We start from the raw sequence: 13,813 nt of genomic DNA, 5'->3' as shown, positions 1-13,813 counted from the left end.
CGCCTTGGTCGCGCCGAGGTTTTCGTTCACCGCGACCGTGCTCAATGCACGATGTCGCAGTTCCCCTTGAGCGAAAGAATCCAGGCGCGGATCAAGGCCTCGCCTTCGCGGTCCACGGTGCTGCGGCCGATCTCCGGCATCATCGTGCCGGGCCGGGTGGAGCCGATGCGGTTCATGATGATCGACTCGTCCGGCTTGCCGGGCACGATGTCGAACAGGCGTCCGCCGGTGGCCGGGCCGGCCGCCTCGGGCGACTTGCAGATGCCGAGGTGGTGGTCTTCCGGCACGTCGGTGCCGAGCGAGAAGCCGGTGACGCTGGCCTCGCCGTGCGGGTTGTGGCACATCGCGCAATTGACGTCGAGCCAGGCGCGCGCGCGCGCATCGAGCGAGGCGCTTGGGTCGCGCCAGTCGGCGGCCTTCGGCACGTCGGCGAGTTTGGGCATGTCCATCAGGTAGCCCAGTGCGACCAGGTGTTCCAGCTGGTTCTCGCGGCCGCTGCCGTAGTCGTATTCGCGGTTCATGTTCCGCGCCTTGGGGCCGATCGGCAGGATGCTGCGGCCGATCATGTCGGCCTCGTGGCAGTTCACGCATTGGCCTTCGTCGGGCACCACGTAGTTGAAGTCCTCGCGCTGGTCCTGCGCGTCGACCAGGGTGAGCGCCTGCACGTCGCCGGTGCGCACCAGGGTGGCTTCGGTCTGCTGCGGGTTCCACACGTAGACGAAGGGCGTCCAGCCTTCCTTGCGGCGCACCAGCAGGCGCGTTTCCACCAGGTGCACGCTGGCAAGGTTCAGGTCCTGGCCGATGAAATCGCCGGAGTAGTCCAGCGTGCGCGCCACGTCGCTGAACTTGCCGTCGGCGGCGCGCGGGTAATAGAAGGTCTTGGTGACGACGGTGCCGACCGGGAAGTCGAAGGTGTTCTTCGCGTCGTACTTCGCCGCCACGCCCTTGGGCATCCACACCGTGCGCAGCTTGTGCACATAGTCGGTGAACAGCGGCGTGTTGAGGTTGTACGGCACCACGCCGGCGTTGAGTTCCAGCTTGCCGTCGCGGGCTTCGACCATGTGCCAGTCGCTGAGCCTGGGCGGCTTGCCGTCGGCGTGGAATTCCGCCGGCGGCATGCCGCGGTGGCAGCCGGCCAGCAGGAGCAGCGCCAGCAGCGCGGAGTGTTTCGCAAACTTCACCGGTACGCCCTCAGATCTTCGGCTCGGGGTTGAGCGTCACGCCCGGCAGCTTGTCCAGCGTGCACTGGAACGGCTTCATGTCGGTGTTCGGATGCTTGTAGCCGTTGGGGCCGTCGGCATCGACCACGCCGCTGACGTCCTGGATGCAGATGCGGTCCTGCGGCGGCAGCGTCTTGTCGGTGAATTTCGGGTCGCTGTAGCCGTCCCACAGCACGTCGGGGAAGTGGCCGCCGAGGCCGAACAGCGCGATCTTCAGCGTCTTGAAGTCCAGCCCGCTGGGCGAGTCGCCGCCGCCCTTGAGGCGGTTGCCGTACACGAAGATGCCTTTCGGGTACGGGTCGTAGTTGGCCGCCACGCCGGTCTTGCTGGCGTAGTTGGTGGAGTAGAAGCTGGAGATGATGATGTTCGCCGTCTTGTTGTCGGCGATGTCGTTGTCGAAGATCTCCACCTTCGGGTTGGAGTTCACCACCACGCCCGAGCCCGCCGGCACGCTGGCCACGGCCGAGCCGTTCGCCGCGAAGTTGTCGTGGTTGTTGGCGATCACCTGGTTCTTGTAGACGCGCGTGCCGCCGCCTTCCATCAGCAGGTCGGGCATGTTGAACACCAGGATGCCGCCGGAGTTGTTGGTGGCGGTGTTGCCGTACACGTCGGCGTTCACCGTGTTCTCGATCTCGATGCCGGCCACGTTCTGTTCCGCGCGGTTGTTGCGCACGATCACGTTGGTGGACTGGCCGACGTAGATGCCCGAGTCGGAGGCGCCGATCGCTTCGGAATCCTCGATCAGCACGTTTTGCGTCTTCACCGGGTAGATGCCGTACGGGCCGTTGCTGGTCTGCGAGCCGTCCGTCCACTGCGTGCGCACGCCGTGGATGGTGATGTTCTTGCCGTGGTTGATCTTCAGCGCATCGCCCTTGGTGTCCTCGATGGTGAGGTTCTCGATGGTGAAGTCGTTGGCGTTCACCAGCAGGCCCTCGGGGCCGACCACCTGGCCCTTGAACGAGAGCACGGTCTGGTCCTTGCCGGCGCCCTTGATGGTGACGCCGTCGGTGCGCAGGCTGAGGCCGCGGGTGAGGTGGTAGTGGCCGGCGGGAATGTCGATCACGCTGCCGGGTTTGGCATCCAGCAACTGTTCCTGCAGCTTGGATTCGAAGCTGGCATCGCCCTGGTTCTGCGGTGCCGGGGCCTGCTGGCTGCTGCAGGCGGCGAGTGCGGTGGCCAGCGCCACGGTGATGAGCGTCTTGCGCATGATCGTTGAACTCCCCATTCGAACGGCAGTGCGGATGCCGTCACTGTCCCGCAACACGTTGCGGTTGGGGAGGGTAAAACGGCCAAGGTATGGGGGGCAAAGCGGTCAGCGTTGGCCGCTGGAGTCGATCAGGCCGCGGCGCGGCGGGCTTCCTGCGGCGCCATGCCGGTCCAGCGCTTGAACGCGCGGCGGAATTCGCGCGGGTCGCTGAAGCCCACTTCGCCGCCGATCTCGGCCACGCTCAGGTCGCCGCCCTGCAGCAGTTGCAGGGCGCGTTCGGCGCGCACGCGGTCGTGGATCTCGCGGAAAACGCGGCCGCTCTCGGTGAGCCGTCGGCGCAGCGAGCGTTCGCTGAGGTTGAGCGTGCGCGCCACCTCGTTGAGCGTGGGCTGCTGGCGCAACTGGCTGCGCAGCAGGCGTTCCACCGCGGCGACGATTTCCTGGTGCGGCTCGCCACCGTCCGGCGTGCGTTGCTGCGCGCACAGCGCCAGCGCCTGCTGTGCAGTGAGCGGGTTGTAACCGGGCAGCGGACGGGCCAGCCATTGCGTGTCGAGCAGCAGCCGGCAGCGCGGCGCGTCGAAGCGCAGCTCGCAGCCGAACAGTTGTGTGTACTCGTCGGCGTGGCGCGGGCGCGGATAGGCCAGTTCCACGCGCAGCGGGCGCAGTTCGGCGCCGACCAGTTCGCGCGCGATCAGCGTGGAGCTGGCGAACAGCTCCTCGCAGAAGAACGGCAGCAGGCTGGCATCGTCGAACAACGGCAGCGCCACCATCGCCACGGCCTGTTCGTCCACCGGCTCGAACGCGAGGTCGAGCAGGCAGCCGCAGATCTTGTGGTAACGGATGCCCGACTGCATCGCCTCGCCGAAGGTGCGCGAGGTCATCATCGCCAGCCCGAGCAGGCCGAAGCCGCCGACGGTGCCCTCGCGGCCGATGCGCAGCCCGGCATCATGCACGCCTGCCGTACCCAGCGCGGTGAGCGCGCGATGCACGAACAGGCTGGCCTGCCGGTAGGAAACGCGCAGCGCCGGATCGGCGATCTGCGCGCGGTTCAGGGCCAAGCCGCCGAACCACGAACGGGTGTCCACACCACAACCGTCCGCGAGCTGGGTCAGGTAGAGCAGCTTGTTGGTGGGGAACTCCGCGGCGGTCAGGCGCGGATCGTCCGTCACCGGCGCGGCGTGCGCGCTGGAGTGGAAGCCGATCATGCCGGCGGGACGTGCCATGGTGCCGATGCTCCGCAAGGGCAGGCCGGGCGGCCTGCAGTCCGCACGTTCTAGCACGCTTGCGCCGCCGGCCGCTTGTGCATTGCGCAAGCGGCCGGCCGAAGAGCCGTCTTCCGATCAAGGCGCCGGTGGGGAAACGTCCTCGGCATTGCCGGTGCCGAGGATCGTTCCTTGCCGCGCAGATCGTTCAGTGCATGCCGCCGCTGGCGTAGAGCTTCTCGCCGGTCAGCCAGCCGGCGTCGTCGGACGCCAGGAACACCGCGATGGCCGCGATGTCCTGCGGCTGGCCGATGCGGCCCAGCGGCGTCTGCGTCACGGCATGTGCCGCGAAATCCGAGCCGATGAAGCCGGCGCTGTGGGTGCCTTCGGTTTCCACGATGCCCGGATTCAGCGCGTTGACGCGGATGCCGCGCGGGCCAAGCTCCCGGGCGAGCGCGCCGGTGATGCCTTCCACGGCGGACTTGGTGGCCGTGTACACCGCCGAGGCGGGCGGCGTGATGCGGCTGACCAGCGAGCCGATGTTGATGACGCTGGCGCCCTGGCCGAGGTGCTTCGCCGCGGCCTGCGTGGTCAGCAGCAGGCCCAGCACGTTGACGTCGAACTGCTTGCGGTAGTGCTGCTCGTTGATGTCCTCGATCGGCGCGAACTCGTAGACGCCCGAGTTGTTGACCAGGATGTCGAGGCGGCCGAAATGCTCGACCGTCTGCGCGACGATGGCCTGCGCGTCGGCGGCCTTCGAGACGTCGCCCTGCACGGCGAACGCCTTGCCGCCGGCCTTGGTGATCTCGGCCACCACGGCGTCGGCGCCGGCCTTGCTGGAGGCGTAGTTCACGGCGACGGCGGCGCCTGCGGCGGCGAGTGCCTTGGCGATGGCGGCGCCGATGCCCTTGGATGCGCCCGTGACGAGGGCGGTCTTGCCTTGGAGCTTGCTCATGGTGGATTCCTGCGAGTGTGCGGGTGGGGGGGATAGTTTGGGTTCTTTGTTCCTGTAGTTCAAGATATATGAACTATGGAACCAATCGTCAAGGGGCAGGTAAAATGCCGCCATGCGCCCGCTGTTCCACCCATCGATCGACGACGTCACCGTGGAGGGCATCCTCCACGCGCTGTCCGATCCCGTGCGCGCCTCGATCTATGCCAGGCTGGCGGGCCTGAGCTGCGCTGCGGCCTGCACCGCGTTCCAGCAGGCTGGCGACCGCGTCATCCCCAAATCTTCGCTGTCGCAGCACTTCCGCGTGCTGCGCGAGGCGGGCCTGGTGCGCAGCGAACGCTCCGGCGTGGAAATGCACAACACCACGCGCTGCGAAGAAATCGAGCAGCGCTTTCCCGGCCTGATACCCGCCATCCTCAACGCGCATCGCATGCAGGCCGGGGCCGGCGTGGGGCGGCGGAAATTGGTGGCGGCGAAGAAGGCAAAGAGCCGCTGAGCGTGTTGTCGCCGCAATCGCCGCAAATGTCGACAAAATGATTGGCGTGCGTCGGGTGGATGGCGCACGCACGTTGCGGCGTGCCGTCCCGATCAGCGCTTCGTCATGATTTGCGGTGCTGATTCACCCACTGCGTGATTTCGCTGGCCGTGGGGATGCCGTGATCGGTCTTGGTGGCCAGCGCAGTACTGACCGAGGCGGCGACCAGATGGCCTTGCGGGTCGATCAGCAGCAGGGCCGGGTAGGTCGAGACACCGAGCGCGTCGATCCATGCCTGGGCATCCACCAGGCTGGGGACTTGCAGCTTGCGCTGTCTGGCGAACGCCAGCGCGGTGTCGCGTGATTCGTAGGTCACCGTGAGCAGTTTGAAGTCTTTGTGTTGCTTCGCCAGCGCGTTGAGCGAGGGTACCTCGGCGATGCACGGGATGCAGTCAGCGAAGTAGAAGCTGAGCAGGGTGTAGTGACCCTTGAAATCCGCATTGGTCGCGCGCTGGCCCTGCGCGGTGTGCAGGTCGAAGGCGGGCAGCGCGTCGCCGGGCTTGAGCTTGAGCGACAGCGTGTTGGCTGCCGGTGCCTGATGGGCGGGGTTGATGCGCAGTACTACGTTGGATCGAGCGTCGACGTCCTTGGAGAACGACGCTCCAGGAGTACGGGCCTGACGCATGAAATCGTCGTAGCTGATGGGCCTGCCGCTAGTGTCGAGGAAGCTGATGTTCGCGTTGCTGGGCAACGCCAAGGCGGAAATCAGTTGCTGCTTCTGGGTGGCGGTTTGTGCGTAGGCGGCCGCGCCGACGAGCAGGCTGGCAAGCAGGCAGGCGATTGCAGGCAGGCGGGGCATCGCGGTTCCTTGTGGATGTGGAGCCGCGAGGCTAATACAGAGTGACGCGAGACAGGGGTTCCCCTCGCCCTCGACGGAATCGAGAGCGAGGGGGTAGTGCCTTACTCGCCGATGGTCAGCAGCGACGCGTTGCCGCCGGCCGCGGTGGTGTTGATGGTGAGCGTGCGCTCGCCGGCGAAGCGCAGCAGGTAGTGCGGGCCGCCGGCCTTGGGGCCGGTGCCGGAGAGGCTCTCGCCGCCGAACGGCTGCACGCCGACCACCGCGCCGATCTGGTTGCGGTTGACGTAGCAGTTGCCGACGCGGGCGTGGCTGCGGATGTATTCCACGGTGTCGTCGATGCGGCTGTGCACGCCCAGCGTGAGGCCGTAGCCGGTGGCGTTGATCTGTTCCACCACCTGCTTCAGCTCGCTGCCCTTCCAGCGCAGCACGTGCAGCACCGGGCCGAACACTTCGCGGGTGAGCGTGGCGAGCGCGGGGATCTCGTAGGCGCGCGGCGCGAAGAAGGTGCCGTGGGCGGCGACGTCGGCATCGAGCTTCGCCTCGGCGATCTTCTTCGCTTCCTTGTCCATGCGCGAGGCGTGGTCGACCAGGATCTGCTTGGCGTCCTCGTCGATCACCGGGCCCACGTCGGTGGTGAGCTGGCCGGGGTCGCCCACCTTCAGCTCGGCCATCGCGCCGGCGAGCATGCCGACCACCTTGTCGGCGATGTCTTCCTGCACGAACAGCACGCGCGCGGCCGAGCAACGCTGTCCGGCGGACTGGAAGGCAGAGGCGATCACGTCCTTGACGATCTGTTCGGGCAGGGCGGAGGAGTCGGCGATCATCGCGTTCTGGCCGCCGGTCTCGGCGATCAGCGCGGCGATCGGCGCGTTGCGCGCGGCGAGCGCGCGGTTGATCGCCCAGGCGGTTTCGGTGGAGCCGGTGAAGGCGACACCGGCCACGCGCGGGTCCTTGGTCAGCGCGGCGCCGACCACGGCGCCGTCGCCGGGCAGGTACTGCAGCACGGCCTCGGGCACGCCCGCTTCGTGCAGCAGCTTCACCGCGGCGTAACCGATCAGGCTGGTCTGCTCGGCGGGCTTGGCGATCACGCTGTTGCCGGCGGCGAGCGCGGCGCTGACCTGGCCGAGGAAGATCGCCAGCGGGAAGTTCCACGGGCTGATGCAGACGAACACGCCGCGGCCGTTGAGGAACAGCTGGTTGCTCTCGCCGGTGGGGCCGGGCAATTGTTCGGGCTGGCCGAACAGGCGGCGCGCCATGGTGGCGTAGTAGCGCAGGAAGTCGGCGGCCTCGCGGATCTCGGCAATGGCGTCCGGCAGGCTCTTGCCGGCCTCGCGCACGCACAGCGCGATGAATTCGGCGCGGCGCGCTTCGAGCTGCTCGGCGGCGTGCTCGAGGATCGCGGCGCGGCTGGCGGCCGGCAGGCGGTCCCAGTCGGGCTGGGCGGCGACGGCGTTGGCCAGCGCCTGGTCCACCAGCGCGGCGTCGGCGCTGACGTAGCTGCCCACGGTCTGGCGGCGGTCGGCGGGGTTGGTCACCTGTACGGTCGGGCCGTTGCCCTTGCCGCCGGGCACCAGCGGCTCGGCGTTCCACGGGCCGCACTTGGCGTTGACGGCTTCGGCGGTGGCCTTCAGTTCGTTGTCGTTGGAGAAGTTGATGCCCATGGAATTCTTCCGAAGCTCACCAAAGAGATTGACCGGCAGCGGGATGCGCGGATGGGGAATGGAGGCGAAGCGGCGCACCGTCTCGCAGGGATCGGCGACCAGCTCGCGCACCGGCAGCGTCTCGTCCACCACGCGGTTGACGAAGCTGGTGTTGGCGCCGTTTTCCAGCAGGCGGCGCACCAGGTAGGGCAACAGGTCTTCGTGCGTGCCCACCGGTGCGTACACGCGGCAGGGCACGTTGAGGTTCTGCGGGCCGATCACTTCCGCGTACAGGTCGGTGCCCATGCCGTGCAGGCGCTGGAACTCGAACGGACGCCCGCGCGCGATGTGATGCACGGCGGCGATGCTGTGCGCGTTGTGGGTGGCGAACTGCGGGTAGATCAGTTCCACGCCGGCGTCGAACAGCTTGCGCGCGCAGGCGAGGTAGGAGACGTCGGTGTTCGGTTTGCGCGTGTACAGCGGGTAGCCGGCCAGGCCCTGTTCCTGCGCGCGCTTGATCTCGGCGTCCCAGTAGGCGCCCTTGACCAGGCGCACGTACCAGCGGCGGTTGGCGGCGCGGGCGGTCTCGATCAGCCAGTCGATCACGAACGGCGTGCGCTTGGAGTACGCCTGCACCACGATGCCGAGGCCGTTCCAGCCCTGCAGCGAGGGATGCGCGAACACGTCGCCGATGATGTCCAGCGAGAGTTCGAGGCGGTCGGCTTCCTCGGCGTCCACCGACAGCGCGATGCCCTGCTTCATCGCCAGCTGCGACAGCTCCAGCAGCTTGGCGGTGAGATCGCGGCGGGCGATCTCGCGCTTGGCCACTTCGTAGCGCGGATGCAGCGCAGACAGCTTCACCGAGATCGACGGCGCATCGGTGTGGTTGGCGAACGGGCCGCGCGCGCCGATGCGCGCGATCGCGCGGCGGTAGTCTTCCTGATAGCGCTCGGCGGTCTCGCTGGTGAGCGCGGATTCGCCCAGCATGTCGTAGGAATAGCGGTACACCGCGTATTCCTTCTTGGCGCAGCGGTCCAGCGCCTCGTCGATGGTCTGCCCCATCACGAACTGGTGGCCCATGATGCGCATGGCCTGGCGCACCGCGAGGCGGATCGCCGGTTCGCCGGCGCGGCCGGCGAGGCGCTTCAGCGCGCCGGTGAAGTCGCGGCGGGTCTCCTCGGCGAGATTGACCAGGTGCCCGGTGAGCATCAGGCCCCAGGTGCTGGCGTTGACGAACAGCGATTCGCTCTGGCCCAGGTGCTTCTTCCAGTCCGCGTCGCCCAGCTTGTCGCGGATCAGCTTGTCGGCGGTGGCCTTGTCGGGGATGCGCAGCAGCGCCTCGGCCACGCACATCAGCAGCACGCCTTCCTCGCTGGAAAGGTCGTACTGGCGCATGAAGGATTCCACCGCGCTCTGGTCCTTGGCGCGGGCGCGCACGCGCGTCACCAGGCCGGCGGCGACGTCGATCACCTGCTCGCGCTCGACGGGCGGCAGGGTGGCCTGGGCCAGCAGGTCGTTGACCGCTTCGGTCTCGTCGCGCAGCCACGCGGCGGTGATGCGCGCGCGGGCCGGCTCGGCGCCGGCGGGGAGTTCGGGGCTGAGGATGGGTTGGGTCACGGTGGAACCGATGCGGTGGGAGGGGTGAAACGGAACGCGGGATTGTACGCCGTGCGCGGCCGTGCCGCCGCAACCGGGCCTCTGCATGCGGGGTGCGCCGCGCATGCCGGCAAACGGCACCGGCAAAACTGATCTGGCTCAAGCGCCTGCGGCATTCTTGCCCCTTGCGCCCATGCGACCTATCATCGAAGCGCTCTTGGCACGCCGGATCTCCATGATCGTGCTACGACCAGCCGCCGCCGGCTTGCCCCGCGTGTCGATATGGCTCAGGCCCAATCGCACGCTCAGCCGGCGCGGGCTGCGTCGGCTCATCATGCTTCTGGTGCTGCTGGCGCTGGCTGTCGCCGGCCTGGGCGCGTGGGTGGGGAATGTGTTCGCTCCACTGTTCGCCCTGGTCGAATCGGCTGCCGTGGCCGTCGCCTTGCGCGTGGCCTGGCGGGTTGGCCGCCGCGGCGAGCGCATCACTCTCGACGAAAGGTCGCTGGTGGTGCAGTCGCTGCCGGGGCGCCACTGCGTGCGTTTCCAGCCTTGCTGGGTGCGCGTGCGGCTGGACGAGGGGGATAACGGATGTCACCGCCTGCTGCTGTCGTCGCACGGGCGCGAGCTGGAAATCGGCGGGTTCCTTGCCGAACAGGAACGTGTCGAGCTGTTGCGGAAACTCAAGCTGCTGCTGGGCGAGGTCAACGGCCGGCGGCGCGGATAGGTTCAACAAAGGGCGAGAGCATGACATCTGGCAGCATCAGGACTGGCAGGGCCGAACCGGGCCGCGGGCTGGGCATCAGGCACGCCGTCGCGGCGGCCCTGGCACCCGCGCTGGCGCTGTTTGCCGGCTTCGCGCAGGCCAACCCCGAACCGGGGCAGCTCAACATGACGCGCGGCGTGACCACCTGGTCGGGCGAGCCGTACTTCCTCAACAACGTCGCGCTCGGCGTCTGCGTCGTCATCGGCATCGTGGTGTTCGGCGCGATGTTCATCGCCATGTTCCGCTTCCGCAAATCGCGCGGCGCGGTACCGGAGAAGTGGTCGCACAACACCACGGTCGAGATCATCTGGACGGCGATCCCGGTGCTGATCCTGATGGCGCTGGCGTGGATGGCCACCGGCGGGCTGGTCTCGTTCGCGGACACCACCGGCGCGCAGATGACGATCAAGGTCACCGGCTACCAGTGGAAGTGGCGCTACGACTACGTGGACTACCAGGGCAAGCCGGTCAGCAAGGTCGGCTTCATGTCACGGCTCGACGAGCTGAGCGACAAGACGCGCCAGCTGCACTCGGGCCTGGATCCGTATGCGGTGACCACCGACGGCTACAACACCTACCTGCTCAACGTGGACAAGCCGCTGGTGCTGCCGATCCACACCAAGATCCGCTTCGTCATCACCAGCGACGACGTGATCCACTCGTGGTGGGTGCCCTCGTTCGGCTGGAAGATGGACGCCATCCCCGGCATCGTCAACTCGGCCTGGACCAACATCAACGTGCCCGGCACCTACCGTGGCCAGTGCGCCGAGTTGTGCGGCCAGGACCACGGCTTCATGCCCATCGTGGTGAAGGCCGTTCCGCAGGAGGATTTCGCCAAGTGGCTGGCGGCGCAGGAGCAGGCGAATGCGCCGGCGCCGGCCGCGACGCCGGCGGCCGCCTCCACCGCCGCCGCGCCGGCCGGCCACGGCTGATCCGCCGCGAAGGCATCCGTATTCCGAAGAGCGGCCGCCCGCGGCCGCGCCATCGACAGACTTGAGGCAGAGGTGCGCAATGGCCCACGAAGCCACCCACGACCAGCACGACCACCACCACGCACCGCAGGGTTTCTTCCAGCGCTGGGTGATGTCCACCAACCACAAGGACATCGGCACGCTGTACCTGATCTTCTCGCTGACGATGTTCTTCATCGGCGGCAGCTTCGCGATGGTGATACGCGCCGAGCTGTTCAAGCCGGGGCTGGACCTGGTGCAGCCGTACTTCTTCAACGAGATGACCACCATGCATGCGCTGGTGATGATCTTCGGCGCGATCATGCCGGCCTTCGTCGGCCTCGGTAACTGGATGATCCCGCTGATGATCGGCGCGCCGGACATGGCGTTGCCGCGCATGAACAACCTCTCGTTCTGGATCCTGCCGTTCGCCTTCGCGCTGATGCTGTCCACGCTGTTCCTGCCCGGCGGCGGCCCGGCCGGCGGCTGGACGATGTATCCGCCGCTGTCGCTGCAGAGCGGCTCGCTGGCCTACGTGGTGTTCTCCATTCACCTGATGGGCATCAGCTCGATCATGGGCGCGATCAACATCATCGCCACCATCCTCAACATGCGCGCGCCCGGCATGGACCTGCTGAAGATGCCGGTGTTCGTGTGGAGCTGGCTGATCACCGCCTTCCTGCTGATCGCGGTGATGCCGGTGCTGGCGGGCGCGGTGACCATGCTGCTCACCGACAAGTACTTCGGCACCAGCTTCTTCAACCCGGGCGGCGGCGGCGACCCCGTGCTGTACCAGCACGTGTTCTGGTTCTTCGGCCACCCCGAGGTGTACATCATGATCCTGCCCGCGTTCGGGATCATCTCGGAGATCGTGCCGACCTTCGCGCGCAAGCCGATCTTCGGCTACCGCGCTATGGTCTACGCGATCGCCTGCATCGCCTTCCTGTCGTTCATCGTGTGGGCGCACCACATGTTCGCGGTGGGCCTGCCGCTGGGCGCGGACATCTTCTTCATGTACGCCACGATGCTGATCGCGGTGCCGACCGGCGTGAAGGTGTTCAACTGGGTGGCGACGATGTGGGGCGGCTCGATGACCTTCGAGACGCCGATGCTGTTCGCCATCGCCTTCATCATCCTGTTCACCATCGGCGGCTTCTCTGGCCTGATGCTGGCGCTGGTGCCGGCCGACTTCCAGTACCACGACACCTACTTCGTGGTGGCGCACTTCCACTACGTGCTGGTGACCGGCGCGGCGTTCGCGATCATGGCCGCCACGTACTATTGGCTGCCGAAGTGGACCGGCCACATGTACAACGAGTTCTGGGGCAAGGTGCACTTCTGGTGCAGCGTGGTGTTCGTCAACGTGCTGTTCTTCCCGCAGCACTTCCTCGGCCTGGCCGGCATGCCGCGCCGCATCCCCGACTACAACGTGGCGTTCGCCAACTTCAACATGATCAGCTCGATCGGCGGCTTCCTGTTCGGCGCCTCGCAGCTGATCTTCCTGGGCGTGGTGGTGCACTGCGCATTCTTCGCCAGGAAGAAGGCCGCCGACCGCGTTTGGGAAGGCGCCAAGGGCCTGGAGTGGACGGTGCCGTCGCCGGCCCCGCACCACACCTTCGAAGTGCCGCCGGTGGTGCGCGACGAGGAACTCGCGCACGGCCACGTGAATGACTGACCGGCAAGGGAGCGCAGGCATGGCCAGCCAGGTCGCGGAAGGGCAGCCCGGGCAGGCGCATCGCCACGGCGTGCGCCGCACCGTGGTGGTGTTGGCCATCGTGGTCGGCGCGTTCTTCCTGCTGCCGTTCGTACAGATCCTGTTGATGAAGTAGTCGCGGCGGCCCGCCGCCACATTGGGTGAAGCGGTCGCGGCATCCGCCGCTTCACGGGGAAACTCCACGGAGTCTCAGCATGTCCCAGCAGCACGACATCTACTACGTACCGAGCAAGAGCCAGTGGCCGATCGTGGCCGCGGTGGTGATGTTCATCACCGTCTTCGGCGCGGCGCACTGGCTGAACGCGGAGCCGGGCGAGAGCGGCTTCGGCAAGACGGTGATCACCATCGGCGCGATCGGCATCCTCGGCATGTTCTTCGGCTGGTTCCGCTCGGTCATCAAGGAATCGCTGGCCGGCAACTACAACCACCAGGTGGACACCTCGTTCCGCATGGGCATGATGTGGTTCATCTTCTCCGAGGTGATGTTCTTCGGCGCGTTCTTCGGCGCGCTGTTCTACATCCGCAACTTCTCGGTGCCATGGCTGGGCGGCGAAGGCCACGGCGTGCTCACCCACCAGTACCTCTACGGTGCCTACAGCGCCGCGTGGGGCGCGGCGGGCGGCAACGGCCCGCTGCAGGTCGGCGGCGCCTTCAGCGTGGTGCAGCCGTGGGGCCTGCCGCTGCTGAACACGCTGATCCTGCTCACCTCCAGCGTCACCGTGACCATCGCGCACCATGCGTTGCGCGCCGGCCATCGCGGCAAGATCCTCCTGTTCCTCGGCCTCACCGTGCTGCTGGGCGCCACCTTCCTGTACTGCCAGGCGCACGAGTACATGGAGGCGTACAAGGAGCTCAACCTCACCCTGCATTCCGGCGTGTACGGCTCCACCTTCTTCATGCTCACCGGCTTCCACGGCCTGCACGTGACCCTGGGCACGATCATGCTGGCGGTGATCTGGTGCCGCGTATTGAAGGGCCATTTCAACAAGGAACACCACTTCGGCTTCGAGGCGGTGGCGTGGTACTGGCACTTCGTGGACGTGGTGTGGCTGGGGCTGTTCCTGTTCGTCTACATTCTTTGACGCGACATCCTGTCGCGGAGAGCGAAGATCAAGAACCGGCCGTCTTTACCTCACGCGACATCCTGTCGCGGAAAGCGAAAGTCAAAAACCGGCCATCCGTGGCCGGACTTTTCAGAGAAGCGTTGCTTCGGATCGAGTTCTTGAACAAAAGAA

12 protein-coding genes are annotated in these 13,813 nt (G+C 67.0%); 6 read left to right on the top strand and 6 right to left on the bottom strand.

The genetic code is table 11. The features are described from left to right. Window positions 1–41: 41 nt before the first annotated feature. The 4 genes from IHE47_RS15840 to IHE47_RS15825 form a co-directional block, all read right to left on the bottom strand. Window positions 42–1,181 carry an SO2930 family diheme c-type cytochrome gene (locus IHE47_RS15840; RefSeq protein WP_343227494.1) on the bottom strand — a complete coding sequence of 380 codons (1,140 nt, stop codon included), beginning with the start codon at window positions 1,179–1,181 and terminating at the stop codon, window positions 42–44. A 10-nt stretch (window positions 1,182–1,191) separates the two neighbouring features. Beyond that, on the bottom strand, window positions 1,192–2,427 hold the full coding sequence (locus IHE47_RS15835; protein ID WP_192107619.1) for a parallel beta-helix domain-containing protein: 1,236 nt from the start codon (window positions 2,425–2,427) through the stop codon (window positions 1,192–1,194). A gap of 128 nt (window positions 2,428–2,555) precedes the next feature. Further along, complete coding sequence (locus IHE47_RS15830; protein ID WP_192107616.1) at window positions 2,556–3,650, bottom strand: AraC family transcriptional regulator; 1,095 nt, start codon at window positions 3,648–3,650, stop codon at window positions 2,556–2,558. A 187-nt stretch (window positions 3,651–3,837) separates the two neighbouring features. Then, window positions 3,838–4,584: a glucose 1-dehydrogenase gene (locus IHE47_RS15825; protein WP_192107614.1), complete on the bottom strand. Its 747-nt coding sequence runs from the start codon at window positions 4,582–4,584 to the stop codon at window positions 3,838–3,840. A gap of 112 nt (window positions 4,585–4,696) precedes the next feature. Between IHE47_RS15825 and IHE47_RS15820 the strand changes: the two genes are divergently transcribed. Further along, a complete protein-coding gene (locus IHE47_RS15820) occupies window positions 4,697–5,077 on the top strand; it encodes a helix-turn-helix domain-containing protein (RefSeq protein WP_192107612.1) in 381 nt (126 codons plus the stop codon). Between the two features lie 103 nt (window positions 5,078–5,180). Here the strand turns inward: IHE47_RS15820 and IHE47_RS15815 are convergent, their stop codons facing one another. Next, window positions 5,181–5,915, bottom strand: a complete 735-nt coding sequence (locus tag IHE47_RS15815; protein ID WP_192107610.1) for a TlpA disulfide reductase family protein — start codon at window positions 5,913–5,915, stop codon at window positions 5,181–5,183. 101 nt (window positions 5,916–6,016) lie between these two features. Beyond that, window positions 6,017–9,172, bottom strand: a complete 3,156-nt coding sequence (gene putA / locus IHE47_RS15810) for a bifunctional proline dehydrogenase/L-glutamate gamma-semialdehyde dehydrogenase PutA (RefSeq protein ID WP_192107608.1) — start codon at window positions 9,170–9,172, stop codon at window positions 6,017–6,019. 103 nt (window positions 9,173–9,275) lie between these two features. Between putA and IHE47_RS15805 the strand changes: the two genes are divergently transcribed. The 5 genes from IHE47_RS15805 (at window position 9,276) to IHE47_RS15790 (ending at window position 13,660) form a co-directional block, all read left to right on the top strand. Continuing rightward, window positions 9,276–9,875, top strand: a complete 600-nt coding sequence (locus IHE47_RS15805) for a DUF2244 domain-containing protein (protein ID WP_343227493.1) — start codon at window positions 9,276–9,278, stop codon at window positions 9,873–9,875. Between the two features lie 20 nt (window positions 9,876–9,895). After that, a complete protein-coding gene (gene coxB, locus IHE47_RS15800) occupies window positions 9,896–10,846 on the top strand; it encodes a cytochrome c oxidase subunit II (protein ID WP_192107606.1) in 951 nt (316 codons plus the stop codon). Between the two features lie 79 nt (window positions 10,847–10,925). Further along, complete coding sequence (ctaD, locus tag IHE47_RS15795; RefSeq protein ID WP_192107604.1) at window positions 10,926–12,539, top strand: cytochrome c oxidase subunit I; 1,614 nt, start codon at window positions 10,926–10,928, stop codon at window positions 12,537–12,539. 19 nt (window positions 12,540–12,558) lie between these two features. Continuing rightward, complete coding sequence (locus IHE47_RS17920; protein ID WP_255523505.1) at window positions 12,559–12,693, top strand: hypothetical protein; 135 nt, start codon at window positions 12,559–12,561, stop codon at window positions 12,691–12,693. A gap of 79 nt (window positions 12,694–12,772) precedes the next feature. Next, window positions 12,773–13,660, top strand: coding sequence for a cytochrome c oxidase subunit 3 (locus IHE47_RS15790; protein ID WP_192107602.1), 888 nt, complete (start codon window positions 12,773–12,775; stop codon window positions 13,658–13,660). The last annotated feature ends 153 nt before the right edge of the window (window positions 13,661–13,813 follow it).

This window comes from Rhodanobacter sp. DHB23, from assembly GCF_014842975.1.
Taxonomy (GTDB): domain Bacteria; phylum Pseudomonadota; class Gammaproteobacteria; order Xanthomonadales; family Rhodanobacteraceae; genus Rhodanobacter_A.
This window is presented reverse-complemented; position numbering and strand designations above follow the sequence as displayed.

Bases quoted from the DNA above. Each gene is read 5' to 3' on its own strand.
- IHE47_RS15835 (WP_192107619.1), bottom strand. From the start codon at position 2,427: ATGCGCAAGACGCTCATCACCGTGGCGCTGGCCACCGCACTCGCCGCC.
- IHE47_RS15830 (WP_192107616.1), bottom strand. From the start codon at position 3,650: ATGGCACGTCCCGCCGGCATGATCGGCTTCCACTCCAGCGCGCACGCC.
- IHE47_RS15825 (WP_192107614.1), bottom strand. From the start codon at position 4,584: ATGAGCAAGCTCCAAGGCAAGACCGCCCTCGTCACGGGCGCATCCAAG.
- IHE47_RS15820 (WP_192107612.1), top strand. From the start codon at position 4,697: ATGCGCCCGCTGTTCCACCCATCGATCGACGACGTCACCGTGGAGGGC.
- IHE47_RS15815 (WP_192107610.1), bottom strand. From the start codon at position 5,915: ATGCCCCGCCTGCCTGCAATCGCCTGCCTGCTTGCCAGCCTGCTCGTC.
- IHE47_RS15805 (WP_343227493.1), top strand. From the start codon at position 9,276: ATGCCGGCAAACGGCACCGGCAAAACTGATCTGGCTCAAGCGCCTGCG.
- coxB (WP_192107606.1), top strand. From the start codon at position 9,896: ATGACATCTGGCAGCATCAGGACTGGCAGGGCCGAACCGGGCCGCGGG.
- ctaD (WP_192107604.1), top strand. From the start codon at position 10,926: ATGGCCCACGAAGCCACCCACGACCAGCACGACCACCACCACGCACCG.
- IHE47_RS17920 (WP_255523505.1), top strand. From the start codon at position 12,559: ATGGCCAGCCAGGTCGCGGAAGGGCAGCCCGGGCAGGCGCATCGCCAC.
- IHE47_RS15790 (WP_192107602.1), top strand. From the start codon at position 12,773: ATGTCCCAGCAGCACGACATCTACTACGTACCGAGCAAGAGCCAGTGG.